This window comes from Ruegeria sp. ABV4_181, assembly GCF_056158465.1.
Window position 1 is genome coordinate 2,872,848 of the sequence record NZ_JBSWTI010000002.1, and the last position, 17,965, is coordinate 2,890,812.

General features: G+C 61.4%; 20 protein-coding genes. 9 read left to right on the forward strand and 11 right to left on the reverse strand.

The genetic code is table 11. The annotated features are described in order from the left end of the window. Positions 1–23: 23 nt before the first annotated feature. The 5 genes from scpB to argS form a co-directional block, all read right to left on the reverse strand. Entirely contained in the window at positions 24–680 is a 657-nt protein-coding gene (gene scpB / locus ACXAC3_RS14260) for an SMC-Scp complex subunit ScpB (protein WP_475161359.1), read from the reverse strand. After that, on the reverse strand, positions 673–1,467 hold the full coding sequence (locus ACXAC3_RS14265; protein WP_475161361.1) for a segregation and condensation protein A: 795 nt from the start codon (positions 1,465–1,467) through the stop codon (positions 673–675). The genes scpB and ACXAC3_RS14265 overlap by 8 nt, the downstream gene beginning before the upstream one ends. Beyond that, on the reverse strand, positions 1,457–2,464 hold the full coding sequence (gene nagZ / locus ACXAC3_RS14270) for a beta-N-acetylhexosaminidase (RefSeq protein WP_475161362.1): 1,008 nt from the start codon (positions 2,462–2,464) through the stop codon (positions 1,457–1,459). Before nagZ ends, ACXAC3_RS14265 begins: the two co-directional genes overlap by 11 nt. Further along, positions 2,461–3,525, reverse strand: coding sequence for an SPOR domain-containing protein (locus ACXAC3_RS14275; protein ID WP_475161363.1), 1,065 nt, complete (start codon positions 3,523–3,525; stop codon positions 2,461–2,463). Before ACXAC3_RS14275 ends, nagZ begins: the two co-directional genes overlap by 4 nt. A gap of 88 nt (positions 3,526–3,613) precedes the next feature. Beyond that, positions 3,614–5,359 (reverse strand): arginine--tRNA ligase, encoded by a 1,746-nt coding sequence (gene argS / locus ACXAC3_RS14280; RefSeq protein ID WP_475161366.1) that lies wholly within the window; start codon positions 5,357–5,359, stop codon positions 3,614–3,616. A gap of 133 nt (positions 5,360–5,492) precedes the next feature. Between argS and ACXAC3_RS14285 the strand changes: the two genes are divergently transcribed. Continuing rightward, entirely contained in the window at positions 5,493–6,044 is a 552-nt protein-coding gene (locus ACXAC3_RS14285; protein ID WP_475161371.1) for a putative pterin-binding protein, read from the forward strand. On the opposite strand, the gene ACXAC3_RS14290 is transcribed toward ACXAC3_RS14285, so the two are convergent. Beyond that, a complete protein-coding gene (locus ACXAC3_RS14290; RefSeq protein WP_475161373.1) occupies positions 6,045–7,187 on the reverse strand; it encodes a deoxyguanosinetriphosphate triphosphohydrolase in 1,143 nt (380 codons plus the stop codon). Positions 7,188–7,263: 76 nt separating this feature from the next. Here ACXAC3_RS14290 and ACXAC3_RS14295 point away from each other — a divergent pair, with 76 nt between their 5' ends. Next, entirely contained in the window at positions 7,264–7,587 is a 324-nt protein-coding gene (locus ACXAC3_RS14295) for a HesB/IscA family protein (protein WP_475161377.1), read from the forward strand. A gap of 278 nt (positions 7,588–7,865) precedes the next feature. Then, positions 7,866–8,645 carry an exodeoxyribonuclease III gene (gene xth, locus ACXAC3_RS14300; RefSeq protein WP_475161379.1) on the forward strand — a complete coding sequence of 260 codons (780 nt, stop codon included), beginning with the start codon at positions 7,866–7,868 and terminating at the stop codon, positions 8,643–8,645. Positions 8,646–8,649: 4 nt separating this feature from the next. Here the strand turns inward: xth and ACXAC3_RS14305 are convergent, their stop codons facing one another. Both ACXAC3_RS14305 and dksA read right to left on the reverse strand, forming a co-directional pair. After that, positions 8,650–9,801, reverse strand: coding sequence for an FAD-dependent oxidoreductase (locus ACXAC3_RS14305; RefSeq protein ID WP_475161383.1), 1,152 nt, complete (start codon positions 9,799–9,801; stop codon positions 8,650–8,652). A 70-nt stretch (positions 9,802–9,871) separates the two neighbouring features. Continuing rightward, positions 9,872–10,294 carry an RNA polymerase-binding protein DksA gene (gene dksA, locus ACXAC3_RS14310; RefSeq protein WP_039531267.1) on the reverse strand — a complete coding sequence of 141 codons (423 nt, stop codon included), beginning with the start codon at positions 10,292–10,294 and terminating at the stop codon, positions 9,872–9,874. Positions 10,295–10,666: 372 nt separating this feature from the next. Here dksA and ACXAC3_RS14315 point away from each other — a divergent pair, with 372 nt between their 5' ends. The 5 genes from ACXAC3_RS14315 (at position 10,667) to ACXAC3_RS14335 (ending at position 14,794) form a co-directional block, all read left to right on the forward strand. After that, complete coding sequence (locus ACXAC3_RS14315) at positions 10,667–11,512, forward strand: AAA family ATPase (protein ID WP_475161385.1); 846 nt, start codon at positions 10,667–10,669, stop codon at positions 11,510–11,512. A 106-nt stretch (positions 11,513–11,618) separates the two neighbouring features. Then, positions 11,619–12,068, forward strand: coding sequence for an N-acetyltransferase family protein (locus ACXAC3_RS14320; RefSeq protein ID WP_475161388.1), 450 nt, complete (start codon positions 11,619–11,621; stop codon positions 12,066–12,068). Continuing rightward, positions 12,065–13,432: a DUF2927 domain-containing protein gene (locus ACXAC3_RS14325; RefSeq protein ID WP_475161389.1), complete on the forward strand. Its 1,368-nt coding sequence runs from the start codon at positions 12,065–12,067 to the stop codon at positions 13,430–13,432. The genes ACXAC3_RS14320 and ACXAC3_RS14325 overlap by 4 nt, the downstream gene beginning before the upstream one ends. 3 nt (positions 13,433–13,435) lie before the next feature. Next, entirely contained in the window at positions 13,436–13,606 is a 171-nt protein-coding gene (locus ACXAC3_RS14330) for a hypothetical protein (protein ID WP_475161392.1), read from the forward strand. Between the two features lie 3 nt (positions 13,607–13,609). Continuing rightward, positions 13,610–14,794 carry a vWA domain-containing protein gene (locus tag ACXAC3_RS14335; RefSeq protein WP_475161394.1) on the forward strand — a complete coding sequence of 395 codons (1,185 nt, stop codon included), beginning with the start codon at positions 13,610–13,612 and terminating at the stop codon, positions 14,792–14,794. A 51-nt stretch (positions 14,795–14,845) separates the two neighbouring features. Here the strand turns inward: ACXAC3_RS14335 and ACXAC3_RS14340 are convergent, their stop codons facing one another. Continuing rightward, positions 14,846–15,283, reverse strand: coding sequence for a DMT family transporter (locus tag ACXAC3_RS14340; RefSeq protein WP_475161397.1), 438 nt, complete (start codon positions 15,281–15,283; stop codon positions 14,846–14,848). A gap of 144 nt (positions 15,284–15,427) precedes the next feature. Here ACXAC3_RS14340 and ACXAC3_RS14345 point away from each other — a divergent pair, with 144 nt between their 5' ends. After that, entirely contained in the window at positions 15,428–16,117 is a 690-nt protein-coding gene (locus ACXAC3_RS14345) for a M48 family metallopeptidase (RefSeq protein ID WP_475161399.1), read from the forward strand. A 69-nt stretch (positions 16,118–16,186) separates the two neighbouring features. Here ACXAC3_RS14345 and ACXAC3_RS14350 read toward each other — a convergent pair whose 3' ends face one another. Beyond that, positions 16,187–16,729 carry an RSP_2648 family PIN domain-containing protein gene (locus ACXAC3_RS14350; protein ID WP_475161401.1) on the reverse strand — a complete coding sequence of 181 codons (543 nt, stop codon included), beginning with the start codon at positions 16,727–16,729 and terminating at the stop codon, positions 16,187–16,189. Then, positions 16,726–17,928, reverse strand: coding sequence for an RSP_2647 family RNA methyltransferase (locus ACXAC3_RS14355; protein WP_475161405.1), 1,203 nt, complete (start codon positions 17,926–17,928; stop codon positions 16,726–16,728). Before ACXAC3_RS14355 ends, ACXAC3_RS14350 begins: the two co-directional genes overlap by 4 nt. Positions 17,929–17,965 lie beyond the last annotated feature (37 nt).

Sequence of the window (17,965 nt, forward strand, 5' to 3'; positions counted from 1 at the left end):
GCGGCTACAAAAGGGCCGCGTGATCACTCTTCCTCGAACAGTTCTGTCTGGTCTTCGTCGTTTTCGTCTTCCTGCCCCTCGCCCAACGGGATCGTGCCCGGCGGTGGTCGGTTTTCCAGCAATCCGGCCGCGCGCAATTCCTTGAGACCCGGCAGGTCGCGGGCGTTTTCCAATCCGAAGTGATCCAGAAATTGCGGCGTTACCACAAAAGTCACCGGACGGCCGGGCGTCATGCGGCGGCGGCCCAGACGGATCCATTCCATCTCCAGCAACTGGTCGATGGTTCCGCGCGATACCGAGACACCGCGGATTTCCTCGATCTCGGCCCGGGTGCAGGGCTGATGATAGGCGACGATGGCCAGTGTCTCGATCGCGGCGCGGCTGAGTTTTCGGGTCTCGACCGTTTCCTTTTGCATCAGGAACCCCAGATCCGGCGCGGTGCGAATGGCCCAGGCTTCGCCCACACGGACCACGCGCACACCGCGCCCTTCATAGCGTTTCTGAAGCATTTCAACCGCTTGCGCCGCGTCGCTGCCATGGGGCATCCGCGCCTCCAGGTCGGTGATCGTCACCGGTTCGGCACTGGCGAACAAAACAGCCTCGACCATGCGTTCCTGTTCCGCCATCGGCGGCGCCTCGAACAGGGTGCCGGTGCCTTCGTCTTGGGGGGCGTCAGTCACGTGTGTCGGTCCTCTTGCGCAGATGGATCGGGGCAAAGGTCTCGCTCTGCTTGATCTCCATATGTCCTTCTTTCACCAGTTCCAGCGAGGCCGCGAAGGTCGCCGCCGTGGCCGACCTGCGGCGCACCGGGTCGGCATCCCAACCGTCGGGCAAATATGTTTCCATATCGGTCCAGGTGCCTGCGAACCCGATCAGCGGACGCATCCTTTCCAGCGCCTGCTCCATGGTAAACACGGCGTCGCGGTCCATTACAAAGGGTCGGAATTCGTCGCGGGTTCGGATGCGGGCATAGCCCTGCATCAGATCCAGCAGGGTCGCCGAATAGGTCACGGTACGGATGCGAGTGATATCCTCACCCTGCCCGCGCTTGAAGAAATCGCGCCCCAACTGGTCGCGTGCCATCAGACGCGCAGCGGCATCACGCATGGCCTGAAGGCGTTCCAGCTGGAAGGCCAGATGCGCGGCCAGTTCCTCGCCCGACGGGCCTTCGTCATCCGGGTCTGGTGGCAGCAGCAGACGGGATTTCAGGAACGCCAGCCAGGCGGCCATGACCAGATAGTCGGCTGCCAGTTCGATCCGCAGCGCCCGGGCCTTTTCGACAAAGGCCAGATATTGCTGTGCCAGTGCCAGAACCGAAATTTTCCGCAGGTCGACCTTTTGCGTGCGCGACAGCATCAACAGCACATCGAGCGGGCCTTCAAACCCGTCGACGTCCACGATCAAGGCTTCGGCCGCAAGACGATCCGCGACCGAGACCGGGTCTTCGCTGAAAAGGTTATCGTTCATACACCTGCCCGCCCATTAGGGCAGATAGTTCCGCCTCGGCCGCAGGGATGTCAAGTTCCTGCGGGGCATTGCGCATGGCCAGTGCCCGTTCTGCGCGGGACTGCGCCTGATCCGACATTTCGCCGGCGGCCTCCAGTACCCTTGCGCGCGCCTCAAACGATCCGTTGCAATGCAAAACCACGTCGCATCCTGCGGTCAACGCCTGGCGGGCAATCTCGTCAGGCGCGCCGCTCAGCGCCTTCATCGAGATATCATCGGTCATGATCAGGCCGTCGAAGCCGATATTCTCGCGGATCATACCGATCATCGTGGCCGAGATCGTGGCAGGTTGCGGATCGATCCGGTCGTAAACCAGATGCGCGGTCATCCCCATCGGGAGATCGTTCAGGGCGCGGAACGGCGCGAAATCAGCCTGTTCCAGCGCGTCCGGCGTCAGGTCGACATGGGGCAGGTCGTGATGGCTGTCCAGTGTGGACAGCCCGTGCCCCGGCATGTGCTTGATGACGGGCAGCACACCGCCGTCCAGATGCCCCCTCGCAACCGAGCGTCCGATCCCGGAAACCTGTTGTGGATCAGCGCCATAGCAGCGGTTCCTGAGAAACGGGTGCGTCTCCTGCCGCGCAAGATCCACCATCGGCGCACAGTTGCTGTCGATGCCCAGCTCGAACAGTTCATTTGCGATCAGGCGATAGCGCAGATACATGGCGCGCTCGGCCTGATCCCCCGCGCGCGCTGCATGATCCAGCGGCGGTATCCACTCGCGCGCCAGCGGGGCGCGCAGGCGCTGAACCCGGCCGCCCTCCTGATCGATGGTGATCGGGCAGTTGCGACCCACCGCCTCGCGAAAGTCGTCGCACAGGGCGCGGACCTGATCCGAGCTTTCGATATTGCGGGCAAACAGAATGAACCCAAACGGGTTCATTTCGCGGAACAAATTCTTTTCCCCGTCCGTCAGGCGCAGCCCTTCGGCATCGGTGATCGCGGCACCGAATGTCACCGCACGGCAACCGGGATACAGTCAGCCCCCTGCGCCACCAGCGCCGCGCAGAACTGACGCGAGTCACTCAGGTCTGCGAACCCAAGAACGCGCAGGCGGTAAAAGGTGCGCCCGCCGCTTGAAGTTTTCTGTATAACACGCTGTTTTCCATCCATATATTCGCCGAACCGTCCGTTCAGACGATCCCATTCCGCACGCGCCACATCCGAGCTTTCATAGGCACCAAGCTGCGCCATGCGCGTACCTTTGGGCAATGCGTTGGGGTCGATATCCAGACCTACGGCAGCTTTGACCGCGGCGTTGATTGCGGCTTCGGTGTTGCTGTTCGATGCAACCCCGCTGGGCGTCGCCCGCGCCGCGCGTGTGATCGGGCGCAAGGACCGGCGCACCCCCGGCAGCGCGGCAAGCTCCGGATCCGGCAGTTGCGCGGTCAGATCTGCGGGGTCAATCGCGGGCTCTTCCTCGGGTGTCGAGAGTGCGGCCAGTTGCACACCCGGCGCGGCCGGTTCCTCAATACCGGCGGCCTCGCCAGCCAGTTCAGCGACCAGCGCGTCAACCGCGCCCTGCCGGAGTTCGGCGGCTTCCTGATCGGATATCTCTTCTTCGACCACATGAACGGCTTGGGTCGGCTTCAGGGCTTCAACCGGCGTGTCTTCATCCGTCAGGGAAACCGGCCGCGGTGCAAGGATCAGGCGATCCGCCGGCGGCGCAGCGGTCCCAACCGCTGCAACGGCGTTGACGGCCAAGCCCTGATGATCGGCAGGTGTTCCGCCGGGGTTTTCCGGCTGTATGCGCATCGGGCCTTCGATGGCGCGCACCACGGGCACACCGCTCACGTCCCGCATTACCAGCTTGTAACCCCAGAGCCCGATCCCGGCGACCAGCGCCAGTGACGCGAAAGCCCCCATTGCGTTGACGATACGCCCCAGACCCGAGGTCCACGGCGCTTCCTCATACCCCTGCATTTCATCTGAATGCGCGTACCCATCCTGTGGATGCGGCTGATTCGTGTAATGCATCTGCTCGGGGCGCATCTGCCCCGAGTAATCGTAACTTGCCATTTCCGCCTCACCGCCCGATTCACGCCGGAAAACAAGGCGCGCGGGTCATTTCTTGCCTACCTCAAACCGGTGCTTCGGGCGGTGTTTGTTACCGCATCTCCTGCGCCGGAGTGACGCCAAGAATACCCAAGCCCGCTGAAATCACAACAGAAACAGCCCGCGCCAGTGCGATTTTCGACTGGCTTGTGGCAACATCGCCATCCTGAATAAAGCGCAGTTGGGTTTCGTCATTGCCCTTGTTCCAAAGCGCGTGGAAGTCGCCGGCAAGCTCATACAGGTAAAAGGCAACGCGATGCGGCTCATTGGTGCGCGCGGCGATCTCGACCAGACGCGGCCATTCGGCCAGCTTCTTAGCCACGGTCAGTTCGGACGCATGATCGTTCCTGCTGAGGTCAGCGCCGGCAAGGGTTGCGTCATCCGCTGTAATCCCGGCCTCAGCCGCGCGGCGCAGCACGCTCATGACACGGGCATGGGCGTATTGCACGTAGAACACGGGGTTCTCGCGGCTCTGCTCCAGCACCTTGTCGAAATCAAAGTCCAGCGGCGCGTCGTTCTTGCGCGTCAGCATCACGAAGCGGGTCACATCCGGGCCCACCTGATCGACCACATCGCGCAGGGTGACAAAGTTCCCTGCCCGTTTCGACATCTTGAACGGCTCGCCATTTTTCCACAGCTTCACCAGCTGGGTCAGCTTGATATCCAGCGGCACTTTGCCATCGGACAGAGCCGAAACAGCCGCCTTCATCCGTTTGACATAGCCGCCATGGTCCGCGCCGAACACGTCGATCAGCGCGTCAAACCCACGGGTCACCTTATCGTAGTGATAGGCGATATCCGGGGCGAAATAGGTCCAGCTCCCGTCCGATTTTTTGACCGGACGATCGACATCATCGCCATGCTCCGTCGACTTGAACAGGGTCTGCTCGCGCGGTTCCCAATCTTCGGGCTTTTTGCCCTTGGGCGGCTCCAGCACGCCCTCATAAATCAGGCCCTTGTCGGTCAGCGACTGCAGAGCGGTCTCGATCCGCCCCGTGCCATAGAGCGACTTTTCCGAGAAGAACACGTCCATCTCAACGCCCAACGCCTTCAGGTCAGCACGGATCAGGTCCATCATCGCGTCGGTCGAAAACTCGCGCAGCTCTTCCAGCCATTCGCTTTCCGGCTTGTCGATCAGGCTGTCGCCGTATTTCTCTTTCAGCGCCTCGCCGATCGGGATCAGGTAGTCGCCGGGATAGAGACCCTCGGCAATCTCGGGGCTCAGCCCGTTGGCCTCGCGATACCGCTCGTAGGCGGAACGCGCCAGAACATCCACCTGCGCGCCACCATCGTTGATGTAATACTCACGGGTCACGTCATGGCCCGAATAGGCCAGCAAGCTTGCCAGAGCATCGCCGAACACAGCCCCCCGCGTATGCCCCACATGCAGAGGGCCGGTCGGGTTGGCAGACACGTATTCAACGTTGACTTTCTGCCCCTGCCCCATGGTCGAACGACCGTAATCTGTGCCCTTCACCAGCACCGCCGCCAGCACGCCCTGCCACACCGACGAAGACAGGCGCAGGTTCAAAAAGCCCGGCCCCGCCACCTCGGCGCTGGTGATCCTGTCATCGGCGGCCAGTTTCCCGGCCAGTATATCGGCAATGTCGCGCGGCTTCATCTTCGCCGGCTTCGCCAGCACCATCGCCGCGTTGGTCGCCATGTCGCCATGCGCGGCGTCTCGCGGCGGTTCGACCGCCACGTTGTCAAAGCTCAGCCCCTCGGGCAGCGCGCCTTCGGACTGCATCTGCGCCAGCGCGTCCAGTACGAGGCCGCGGATCTCAGAAAACAGGTTCATTTGGATGTCCTTTTGCTTGCCCGGCGGTTTACCACGCAACACGGCAACGTCAATGCACGCCTAAAATTTCAGCTTGGTTTAGCCGTAAACCGGACTAAGGTCGGTGAAAAATCCACTGACAGGAGTTCACCTCATGCGCCTAGCCCTGCCCTTTGCCATTGCTCTGACCACCGCGCTGCCGGTCTGGGCCGACATGCCGGCCCCACAGGGCCATGTCCTTCTGACCCTTGGCGGGGCGGTGACCGAAACCAACCTACCGGCGCGTGGCGAGAATGACGGTGGTTTGCTGGGCTTCCTCGAAGTCCGGCACGACGGGGCCGCAGGCTTTGATGCGCCGATGCTGGACGGGTTGGAGCAGGTCGAGATCACCATCCCCTATGGCCCCGAAGGTCATCAGCGCGAGATTTCGTTTTCCGGACCGCGCCTGTCGGATGTCATGATCATGGCCGGCGCCGAAGGCAAAGTGGCGCAGCCGATGGCAATGGATGGGTACCAGTCTGAAATTCCATGGGACAGCATCGCAGCGCACCAGCCCATCGTGGCCACCCACGCGGACGGTTCACCAATGGGAATTGGCGGCTATGGCCCCACAATGATCGTTTTCCCGCCAACCGACGATCCGGATCTTGCGCAGGAACAGGCCGGGCAGCAGGTCTGGGCCCTGGCCTATATCGGGGTCGAGTGATTAGCCGCCCGTAAGCCTCTTGTGGTCCTGCAAGGCGAACCGGTCGGTCATTCCGGCAATATAATCCGACACGATCCGCGCCAGCGCCGTTTCGTCACCGGCGGCCTCGATATCAGCATGCCAGCGCGCAGGCATTTGCCGGGGGTCGTTCAGGTAGATCGGAAACAGCTCCTCCACCACCCTGCTGACCTCTTCCCGCACCTGCATCACGCTGGGCGCGCGGTACATCTGAGCGAACAAAAACGCCCGAATTTCTTTGAGCTGCGCCCAAAGACCGCTCGAAAACCGGATCACCGGGTAACCCAGATGTCGGATATCTTCGACCGATTGCGCGCCTGAACCGGCGATCAATGTGCGTGACGTTTCAATCACATCCGAAACCATGACACCGAAGACCCGCCGCAAAGCCTCATGCCTCCTACGATACGGGTCCAGCCCGGGATATTTGCGATCCACCTCGGCATAACACGCACCCACGATCGGCAATTCGCGGATTTCGTCATCCGCAAACAGGTTGGCGCGCAGGCCATCCAAAAGATCGTGGTTGTTATAAGCGATGTCATCGGACAGCGCCGCCACCTGCGCCTCGGCGCTGGCATGGGTGTGAAGCTCCAGATCAAAACCCTCGTTGCACTCGGCCAGCGCCCAGGGCAGTTCACCTGCGACCGGCCCGTTGTGCTTGGCAATCCCTTCCAGGCTTTCCCAGGTCAGGTTGCAGCCGTCGAACTCGGCGTAATGCCGCTCCAGCTTGGTCACGATCCGAATGGCCTGCGCATTATGGTCAAACCCACCATAAGGTTCCATGAGCGCGTGAAGCGCGTCCTCGCCCGTGTGCCCGAACGGGGTGTGACCCAGGTCATGGGCCAGCGCGACGGCCTCTGTCAGTTCCGGGTTCAACCCCAACGCCCCGGCGATTGTCCGTGCCACTTGCGCCACTTCGATGGAGTGGGTCAGGCGCGTGCGATAGCTGTCGCCCTCATGCTCCACAAATACCTGCGTCTTGTGCTTGAGCCGTCGAAACGCGCTGGCGTGAATGATCCGGTCCCGGTCGCGCTGAAAGCATGACCGGAAACTGCTTTCCTCCTCCGGCACCAGCCGCCCCCGCGCGCGGCCTGGATCCGAGGCAAAACCCGCTCTGTCCAAAGGTCTTGTCCTTGTCGCCTGTCCTTGCACTTTCTATATTGTAAGGCGTAAAGGAAATAAACCTTTGGAGACCGGCATGAATCTGCCCCCAACAGTCACGGAACGCGCCTTTGATCGCCTGGCCGAAATTGGTGCCGCGGATCAGGGTCAGGCCCTGCGCGTCGCAGTGGAAGGCGGCGGATGTTCCGGTTTTCAATACGAAATCGCGCTGGACGAACCAAAAGAGGACGACCTCGTGCTTGAGGGCAAAGGGCAGAAGGTGATTGTCGACTCGATCTCGCTGCCATTTCTCGAAAATGCGGTTATCGACTTTTCGCAAGAATTGATCGGTGCGCGTTTTGTGATCGAAAACCCAAACGCCACCTCCTCTTGTGGATGTGGCACGTCATTCTCGATGTAATCGCCGGCGGGGGCTTTGCCCCCACACCCCCAAGGTATTTTCAGCCAGATGAAGCAGGGATCCGCTCTCCGACCATCCGCCGGAGAGCTTCACCTGGCGCGATCATCGGCGCCTCCGCCTGTACCGCCCAACTCTTCTCGACGAGAATGATTAAGGATTCGTTTCTTCATCTGGCCAAAAATACCTCGGAGCGCGAGGCAGAGCCTCGCAAACCCGCCACCACTTGCCGCTGGGTTCCGAATGCGCGATAGGTTGCCAGGGGCTTCGGAGGATCGCGCATGAAAATCGCCACGTTCAACATCAACGGCATCAAGGCGCGGGCCGAGGCTTTGCCGCGCTGGCTGGACGATGCGCAACCCGATGTGATTTTGCTGCAAGAGATCAAGTCGATAGACGAGAACTTCCCCCGCGAACTGCTCGAAGAGCGCGGCTATAACGTCGAAACGCACGGGCAAAAGAGCTTTAACGGCGTCGCGATCCTATCAAAATTGCCGCTTGAGGATGTCTCTCGCGGCCTGCCCGGTGATGACACGGACGAACAGGCGCGCTGGATCGAGGCCACTGTAGTAGGCAAGCAGGCGCTTCGTATTTGCGGTTTGTACCTGCCGAACGGCAACCCGGTTCCCGGCCCGAAATACGACTACAAGCTGTCCTGGATGGAGCGGTTGTATGACCGCGCCCGCGATCTGATGGCGACTGAAGAACCTGCGTTAATGGCTGGCGATTACAACATTATTCCACAGGCCGAAGATGCCGCGCGCCCCGATGCCTGGCGCGAGGACGCTCTGTTCCGGCCGGAAAGCCGAGCCGCCTATCGAAATATCCTGAACCTTGGGTATACCGAAGCCTTCCGCGCCCGCACGAAAGGCCCCGGACATTATTCTTTCTGGGACTATCAGGCCGGGGCGTGGAACCGGAATGATGGCATTCGGATCGACCACTTTCTGCTGACCCCTCAAGCCGCGGATCTGATGCGCGACTGCAGGATCAATTCTGAGGCGCGCGGACAGGAAAAACCCTCTGACCACGTTCCGGTCTGGGTTGACCTGGACCTGTGACCCCTCAGGCAGTCGCGTCGTAGCTGTAAATCCACTCGTATTTCTGCGCCAGCCGTGAACCGGCAACCATCAGCGCGGCCTGAGCCGCCAGCCGCATGGGACCCCGCAGATGGAAATTTCGTGCGTTCGCGCCTGCGGCGGAGACCACGCGTTGTGCCCGGGGGCGGCGGCGGGTCTCATAGGCAGCGAGGGCTTGTTTCACGCCGGATTGCTCCTCGAAGGACTTGAGCAGAATCCACGCATCTTCGAGCGCCAGACAGGCACCCTGCGCCATAAACGGCAGCGTGGGATGCGCCGCGTCGCCCAACAGCGCCAGCCTGCCGTTCTGCCAGGATTGCGCAACCGGCCGCAGGAACAGCGCCCACAGATGGGCTTCCTGCACCTCGGTCAGGATATCACGGACAGGTCCACCGAAATCTGCAAATCTTGCACGCAGGTCCTGCGGGTCGCCTTGCAGACGCCAGCCTTCCTCCTGCCAGTCCGAGCGTTCTTCGATCGCGACCACGTTCATCAGCTTCTGGTCGCGTAGCGGATAGGTCACCACATGGCGACCCGGTCCCATCGTTAGCGCGGCGCGCGGCCGTTCTTGGCGCTGAAACCAAGGAATGGTTGCCCGCCAGGCGATCTGATGCGTGAATCGGGGTGCCTCGATGCCATTCAGAACCGGGCGGATCGCACTTCGGCCGCCATCCGCCGCTATGGCGCATGCGCAGCACAGGCGGTCACCGTTCTCCAGAATCACCTCGGCTTCACCCGGATGCTTCCGGACTTCGGATACCTTTGCGTCCAGCCGGATGTCGACACCGGCAGCGACGGCCGCGCGGTGCAGCAGATTCAGCAGATCGGCACGGTGGTAGTAATAAGTCGGACCGGCAGACGGGGCAGGAATTTCGCTGATAACGCGGCCATTGCGGTAATCGCGAAGTATCGTCCCGCAGGACAACTGCCCAGCCTCGGGTTCACGCCCCACGACTTTCAGGGCGCGCAGGACCGCCATGCCATTGGCACTGATCTGCAAACCGGCACCCACTTCGGTCAGCGCCGGCGCCTGTTCAAGAACTGTCACTCTAGCCCCGCGCTGCTGCAAGGCCAAAGCGGCGGACAGCCCGCCGATACCGCCGCCGATGACACAGAATTTCAGACCGTCCAATTTCATGGCCATGGCTTAACGCAAAAACGCCGGAGCAACAGGCCCCGGCGTCGGAATTTTCCAGATTTTCCAGCGATCAATCGTCGCGGTGTACCTTCTCGCGGCGCTCGTGACGCTCCTGCGCTTCAAGGGTCATGGTCGCGATCGGACGTGCGTCCAGACGTTTCAGCGAAATCGGATCGCCCGTCATTTCGCAATAGCCGTACTCGCCCTCGTCAATCCGGCGCAGGGCCGAGTCGATCTTGGCCACCAGCTTGCGCTGGCGATCGCGGGTGCGCAGTTCCAGCGCGCGATCGGTTTCCTCGCTTGCGCGGTCAGCGACGTCCGGAATGTTACGGGTGTTGTCTTGCAGCCCTTCGATCGTGTCGCGGCTGCCTGCCAAAAGTTCGTTCTTCCAGTCCAGCAGCTTACGACGAAAATACTCTAGCTGCCTGTCATTCATAAATGGTTCGTCTTCGGCCGGACGATAATCCTCGGGCAGAAATACTTCCTGCTTCATTTTTGCTCCCTCGGTGTGGCCTGCAACGCCGGTCACTCTATCTTCACCTGACATGCGGCAATCCCCTTCTGCGGAGCGTTTATCCGACAGCGCGGAGAATGTCACTATGCAAACGACGCCCAGGTTGCGGGCCATATCGGGGCGTCCAGATAAGTCATTTCAAACAACAAAACCTTGTTTTTCTGTGCGTTTTAGCAGGCATTTTTGGGGCACGGCAAAAATATTGTGATCGGCCGTGTTAATCGAATCAACCAAAGGCATTGTAGTTAATCGGTAAATTCGCGTTCGGCGACGCAGCGGCCCGGCTTGTCAATTTTTGCGCCCCGCGATAACCCCATGGGCACATGCCGCGCGACACTTCATGAGGGGCCGATGACCGCACGATTCCAAGGGACAGCAGAATATGTTGCCACAGACGACCTGACCATCGCTGTCAATGCCGCCGTGACGCTGGAACGCCCGCTTCTGGTCAAGGGCGAACCGGGCACCGGCAAGACCGAGCTGGCCAAACAGGTCGCCGGCGCGCTGGGGCTGAAGATGATCGAGTGGAACGTCAAGTCCACCACCCGAGCGCAGCAGGGCCTGTACGAATATGACGCGGTCAGCCGGTTGCGCGACAGCCAGTTGGGTGACGCGCGCGTTCATGACGTGTCCAACTACATCCGCAAGGGCAAGCTGTGGCAGGCGTTTGAAGCGGATGAAAAGGTCGTCCTGCTGATCGACGAGATCGACAAGGCCGATATCGAGTTTCCAAACGACCTGTTGCAGGAACTCGATAAGATGGAGTTCCACGTCTACGAGACCGGCGAAACGATCCGCGCCCGCCACCGCCCCATCGTGATCATCACCTCGAACAACGAAAAGGAACTGCCGGATGCGTTTCTGCGCCGCTGTTTCTTCCATTATATCCGCTTCCCCGACGAGGCCACGATGCGCCGTATCGTCGAGGTGCATCATCCCGGCATCAAGGACGCGCTGCTGACCACCGCCCTGACCCAGTTCTACGAAATCCGCGCGACACAGGGGCTGAAGAAAAAGCCGTCGACCTCGGAAGTGCTGGACTGGCTCAAGCTGTTGCTGGCCGAAGATCTGACTGCCGAAGACCTCAAGCGGGACGGCGCCAATGCCTTGCCCAAGCTGCACGGGGCGCTGCTGAAGAACGAGCAGGATGTGCATCTGTTCGAACGTCTTGCCTTCATGGCGCGCAGCAAACGCTGAACACCGCGTGATCACTGCTTGCCTAAAAGGGGGCCGGATGTCAGCATTGTAGGGCAGCCCGGTGCCGTCCGGGTGTTTTCGGACCTGGAACGATGGGGCTCTGTGATTGGCTGACACTCTGACGATCCGCGCGTTGCGACGCGACGACCGGGCCGAATGGTCCGACATGTGGCGCGCCTATCTGGCCTTCTACGAAACAACGGTTCCGGACGAGGTTTATGACAGCACCTTCGCGCGCCTGCTTGGGGATGACCCGCATGACTTTTCCTGTTTTGTCGCCGAAACCGGCGGGCACCTTGTCGGCCTGACCCATTACCTGTTTCACCGCCACGCCTGGAAGGTCGAGTCGGTGTGCTACCTGCAGGATCTGTTCGCCCACCCCGAGGCACGCGGAACCGGTGTCGGGCGGGCCCTGATCCAGGCTGTCTATGACGAGGCGGACCGTCAGGGCGCGCCGTCGGTCTACTGGCTGACACAGGACTTCAACCACACCGCGCGCAAGCTCTATGACCGCATCGGCAAACAAACACCCTTCATCCGGTATCAGCGCCAATGATGCGCTGGGCCGTGATCCTTGTGAGTGTGGCGCTGGCCGGATGCGCCTCGGTCGAGCCGACCGAAGTTCCGACCAGAGTACAGGCGATCGAAGAAACACTGCCCCCGCCCAAGGCTTTCACCCGTTCCTTTCCGACGCCTGCGTCACGCTCCAACGAAAACCTTGCCCGCGACTTTGTCGCGCTGCATTTCGCGCTGGAAGGCGGGGCAAAGCTGCCGGTGTTCACAAGGTTCGAAACACCCGTCACCGTGCGCCTGACCGGCACCCCCACACCGTCTATGCAACGGGACTTGACCCGTTTGCTGTCCCGCCTGCGGCGCGAGGCCGGAATCGACATCAGCCAGATTTCCGACGGTCAGGCCAACATCACCATCGAAGCCGTCAGTCAGGAGCAGATACACGAGATACTGCCGCAAGCGGCCTGTTTCGTCGTGCCCAACTCTTCCAGCTTCGAAGAATACCGCCGCGACCGGCGCAAACAGAAAAGCAGCTGGACCCGCCTGCGCAAACGCGAACGTCTGGGCATTTTCATCCCCTATGATGTCAGCCCTCAGGAAAAACGCGACTGTCTGCACGAAGAAATCGCGCAGGCGCTGGGGCCGCTCAACGATCTGTATCACCTGCCGGATTCGGTGTTCAACGACGACAACATCCACACCGTCCTGACCGGGTTCGACATGCTGATTCTGCGCGCCGCCTACGCGCCCGAACTGCGCAGCGGCATGAGCCGCGAAGAGGTCGAGGCCGCCATCCCCGGCGTTCTCAGCCGCCTGAACCCGCGCGGTGAAGCCCTGCCCGCGCAGCCGGCTTCCGAGACGTCCCGCGACTGGATCCGGGCCATCCAGAAGTCCCTGCGTCCCGGTCGCGGAAAGCAGCGGCGTCTGCGGGATGCGCAAAAGGCCGTGCGGATCGGCGCGCAGCAGGGCTGGACCGACCACCGCCGCGCTTATCCGCACTATGTTCTGGGGCGGATGAACCAGTTTGACAAACCGCAGGAGGCGCTGTGGCACTACCAGATCGCCATGCAATATCTGCGCGCCGCCCCCAACACCGAAGTACATCAGGCCTATATTACGACCCAAACGGCATCCTACGCTCTGGCCCAGGGCGCCGGCCCTCAGATTCTGCCCGAGCTGGACAGCGCCATCGGCGTGATGACGCGGGCCGAAAACGCCTCGCAACTGGCGACGCTCCTGCTGTTGAAATCCGAAGCTCTCAATCAGGCGGGGCGCACCGAACAGGCACGTTCCGTCAGGCTGGACAGTCTGGGATGGGCGCGATACGGGTTTGGCTCGGAAACGGTGGCCCGGTCGCTTATGCAGGATGTCGCGGAAGGCCCGTCCAACAACAACAGAGGCGGGTAACGCATGGTCGTAGTTCTGGGAATGGCATTATTGGGGGCGATCCTCGGCGCGCTTACCGCACGCAAGCGCAACGGCAGCGGGGCTGACATGGCCCAATACGCGGCAGGGTACGGTATCGCATTTGCGCTGGTCGGGCTGGTGCTGTCTCTGATCCTTGTCCGTCTGGTGGCTTGAACCATGTTCCTGCCCTTTTTCGACAACCTTCGCAAAGCTGGCATTCCCGTATCCCTACGTGAGTTCCTGACTTTCCTGGAGGGGATGAAACAGGGTCTGGCCACTTATGATGTCGAGGCGTTCTATTACCTCGCCCGCGTGTCGATGGTGAAGGATGAGCGCAATATCGACAAGTTCGACCGGGCCTTTGCCGCCAGTTTCGAAGGGTTGGACGAAATCAGCTTTGATCAGGTTCTGGAAGCTGTCGATATCCCCGCCGACTGGCTGGCAAAGATGGCGAAAAAGCACCTGACGGCAGAAGAAAAGGCCGAGATCGAAGCTCTTGGCGGCTTTGACAAGCTGATGGAAACGCTGCGCGAACGGCTGAAAGAGCAGCAAGCTCGTCATCAGGGCGGCAACAAATGGATCGGCACCGCCGGGACCTCGCCTTTCGGGGCTTATGGCTATAACCCCGAGGGCGTGCGCATAGGCCAGAAGGAAAGCCGCCATCAACGGGCGGTCAAGGTCTGGGATAAGCGCGAATTCAGGAACCTGGACGACACAGTTGAACTGGGCACGCGCAATATCAAAGTGGCGCTAAAACGCCTGCGACGCTGGGCGCGCGAGGGTGCGGCGGAAGAACTGGATCTGGACGGCACCATCCGCGCCACGGCCGAACACGGCTATCTGGACGTACAAACCCGCCCCGAGCGTCACAACGCGGTCAAGGTGCTGCTGTTTCTGGACGTCGGCGGCTCGATGGACCCGCATATCAAGGTGGTCGAGGAGTTGTTCTCGGCCGCGCGGTCCGAGTTCAAACATCTGGAATATTATTACTTCCACAATTGCCTGTATGAGGGCGTCTGGCGCGACAACCGCCGCCGCTGGGATCAGCAGACCCCGACCCACGAAGTGCTGCGCACCTATGGCCCGGATTACAAATGCATCTTCGTCGGCGATGCCTCGATGAGCCCCTATGAGATCGCCTATCCCGGAGGCGCCAACGAACACTGGAACCAGGAGGCCGGTCAGGTCTGGTTGCAGCGCGCACGCGATCAGTGGTCGTCAAACCTGTGGATCAACCCGGTGCCCGAGAAATATTGGGAATACACCCATTCCATCGGCATGATTCAGGAGATTTTCGAGGACCGGATGGTGCCGATGACACTGGCCGGGCTGGAACAGGGCATGCGGGAACTGACGCGGTAGCCAGCGCGCCGCGCTCTGAGCCCAAATTGAACCCTGATGATCGACTGCAATTTAGCGAAGCATCAGATAAGCACCCGCTAGTAGCAGGAAGGCAGCCGCAATCCGTGATAAATCGATGCTTCTGACGGATGCATCAAATAAGCCGAAGTGATCGATAAGCAGCCCCACTAGAAGTTGGCCGACAACAACCAATGCAATCGCCGATGTTGCCCCCAGTTTTGGAACTGTTTGACTGAGGGTTAGGTAAAGAACCAAACCGAAAAGGCCACTTCCCAACATATACCAAGGTAAGTGCCTCCATTCGCTAATGTTTTCTCCGCCACGGGCAATCAACAGCGCAAGCGACGCAACAGCCCCTCCGAGGTGGACTATGAAGCTTCCAGCAGCGCCACCAATTCGATTGCCCATGGAGCCTGCGATTTGAGCCTGCGCGCCAACAGCGAAGCCGCCTGCAAGACCAATTCCAACAATCAGGAGAGTTTCGAACATGAGCACCTCAAATTTTTGGAGTTGAGGCAACCTTATTTACCTTCGATCAGATGTTCGAGCGCAAATCCCGATGGCGGCTCTGTCCGCACCGTAGACTTTGAACCTTTGCTTGCTCTCGAAGAGAAGCGTTCCCATATTTGGTCTATGCTCCGAATTACACCGATCCTGCTGGCCGTGCTTTATGCTTTTGCGATGTACCGGATTTCCGTCTGGCGCACGCATCGGGAACTGGATGCGAAATCGACCGAACTGGCGGATCCGGCGCTGAAACGCATGACCGACCGGTTGGCTGCAGCGCTCGGGATCGACCGGGTGCCGGTCTATATCTACGAGATCGACCCTGTGAACGGGCTGGCCGCGCCGGACGGTCGGATTTTCATCACGCGCGGGTTCTATCGCAAGTTTCTCAACGGAGAGGTTTCGGCCGAGGAAATGGCCAGCGTCATCGCGCATGAACTGGGTCATGTGGCGCTGGGGCACGCGCGGCGGCGGATGATTGATTTTTCAGGGCAAAATGCCCTGCGGGCGGCGCTGATGATGTTGCTGAACCGGTTTATTCCCTTCATCGGCGCCTGGATCGCCAATATGCTGACCCACCTGCTGGCCTCGCGCCTGTCGCGGGGGGATGAGTATGAGGCGGATGAATACGCCGCCGCGTTGCTGACCAAGGCCGGGATCGGGATCGGGCCGCAAAAATCACTGTTTCACAAGCTTGAAGACCTGACCCAGCAACGCGCAGGGGTTGTGCCCGCGTGGTTGATGAGCCACCCAAAAACCGGCGAGCGCATCGCGGCGCTGGAGGCGCTGGAGCAGCGTTGGGGCGCTGACGGGTAAGGCGCGCAGCGAGGGGCCAGCCCCTCGCGCTCCCCGAGGTATTTTCAGCCAGATGAAGAGGATCCGGGTTCAGGTCGTGAGGGCTTTGCCCAGACGCGGCAGGCGGGCCTTTTTCATCAGGGCGCGCAGGGACCATTGGTCGCCGGACAACCGGTTGGCCTCGGTCAGAACCCGGTTGGCCGTGCCCGCTATACCGTCAGGGTCGACCTGCCAGAACCCGTGCAGCAGGCTGTCGGGATCGCGACGGTCCAGCCCTTCTTCGGACAGGATGTTTCTGGGGAAATCCCTGGCATTGACGGTGACGATGATGTCGGCCGAGGTCGCGACGGCGGTGGCTAGGACGTGGATATCCGCGCTGTCGGGCAGCCACAGCCGTTGTTCAACACCTGGCGCGGCGGGGCGTTCCGCATGCGGCCACTGTGCCCGTGTCAATGCGATTTCGGCCCGCGCCTGCGCCTCGCCTTCCGGGCCCAGCTTGCGGGCGGCGCGGCCCCATTCTTCCAGAATACGGGCGGACCATAAGGGCGTGAAATGGCCCAGCCGGGCGGTGCCCAGCAACATCTCTCGCATCACCGTGGGATAGATGACGCAGGTGTCAAGGACCGCCTTCACAACCGGTAGAACACGGCTTTGAGATAGCCGCTTTCGGCCAGTTGCGGCAGTTGCGGATGGTCGGGACCGGCAAAGCCCGTATGGATGAGCTGAGCCTGCCGCCCTGCCCGGCCAATCCCGCGCGACGACGCATCGCGGAAGCGGCCCAGATCAGCCGCGTGCGAACAGGAACACAGACCCAGGAAGCCGCCCGGCTTGACCAGCGGTGCCGCCAGCCGCGCGATCCGTTCATAGGCGCGCAGCCCTGCATCCAGCGCCTGTTTCGATGGCGCAAAGGCCGGCGGGTCGCAGATGACGACATCGAACCGTGCGCCTTCCTCGGCCAATTGCGTCAGTACCTCGAACGCGTCGCCATGTCGGGTTTGGAACCTTTCGGCAAAGCCCGAAGCCTGCGCGCCCTGCGTTGCCAGTTCAAGTGCGGGCGCAGATCCGTCCACCGAAAGCGCCTGCCCCGCGCCGCCGGCCATCATCGCCAAACCGAACCCGCCGACATGGCTGAATACATCCAATACCTGCGCGCCGGGCTGAACCAGCCGCGCGGCGAAGGCGTGGTTGGGGCGCTGGTCGTAGAACAGGCCGGTTTTCTGCCCGCCGGTCAGATCAGCCATATAGGTCGCGCCGTTCATCGGAACCGGTAGTGGCGCTTCGGGGGTGATGCCGCGCAGGGTCTGATTGACGTCATCCAGCCCCTCAAGACCCCGCGTCCGGCCCGAGGCGTTTTTCAGCACGGTCGTTACACCGGTGACAGCGACCAGTGCGTCGGTCAGGGTATCCAGATGTGCCTCGGCCCAGACCGCATTGGGCTGAATCACACAGGCATCACCAAAGCGATCGATGATCACGCCGGGGAAACCGTCGGCTTCGGCATGGATCAGACGGTAATACGGCGCGTCAAACAGGCGTTCGCGCATCTCAACGGCGCGGCGCAGGCGAGACTCGAACCACGTGGCGTTCAGCTGCGCGTCAGGATCGCGGTCCAGCACGCGGCACATGATCTTCGAGTTGGGGTTGACCGCGACCAGCGCGATGGGTGCGCGTTTGTCATCCTCAAGCACCGCCAGCGCCCCGGCCGGGATCTTGCGCGTCCGCCGGTCGGTAACGATGTCGTTTGCATAGACCCAGGGAAAGCCGTGGCGCAGGCCGCGCGCGTTGGCTTTGGGCTTCAGTCGGATACGGGGGCGATCAGTGGCTTGGGTCATGACGCCCTCATAGTGGCGAACGCGCCGGGGGGAAAGC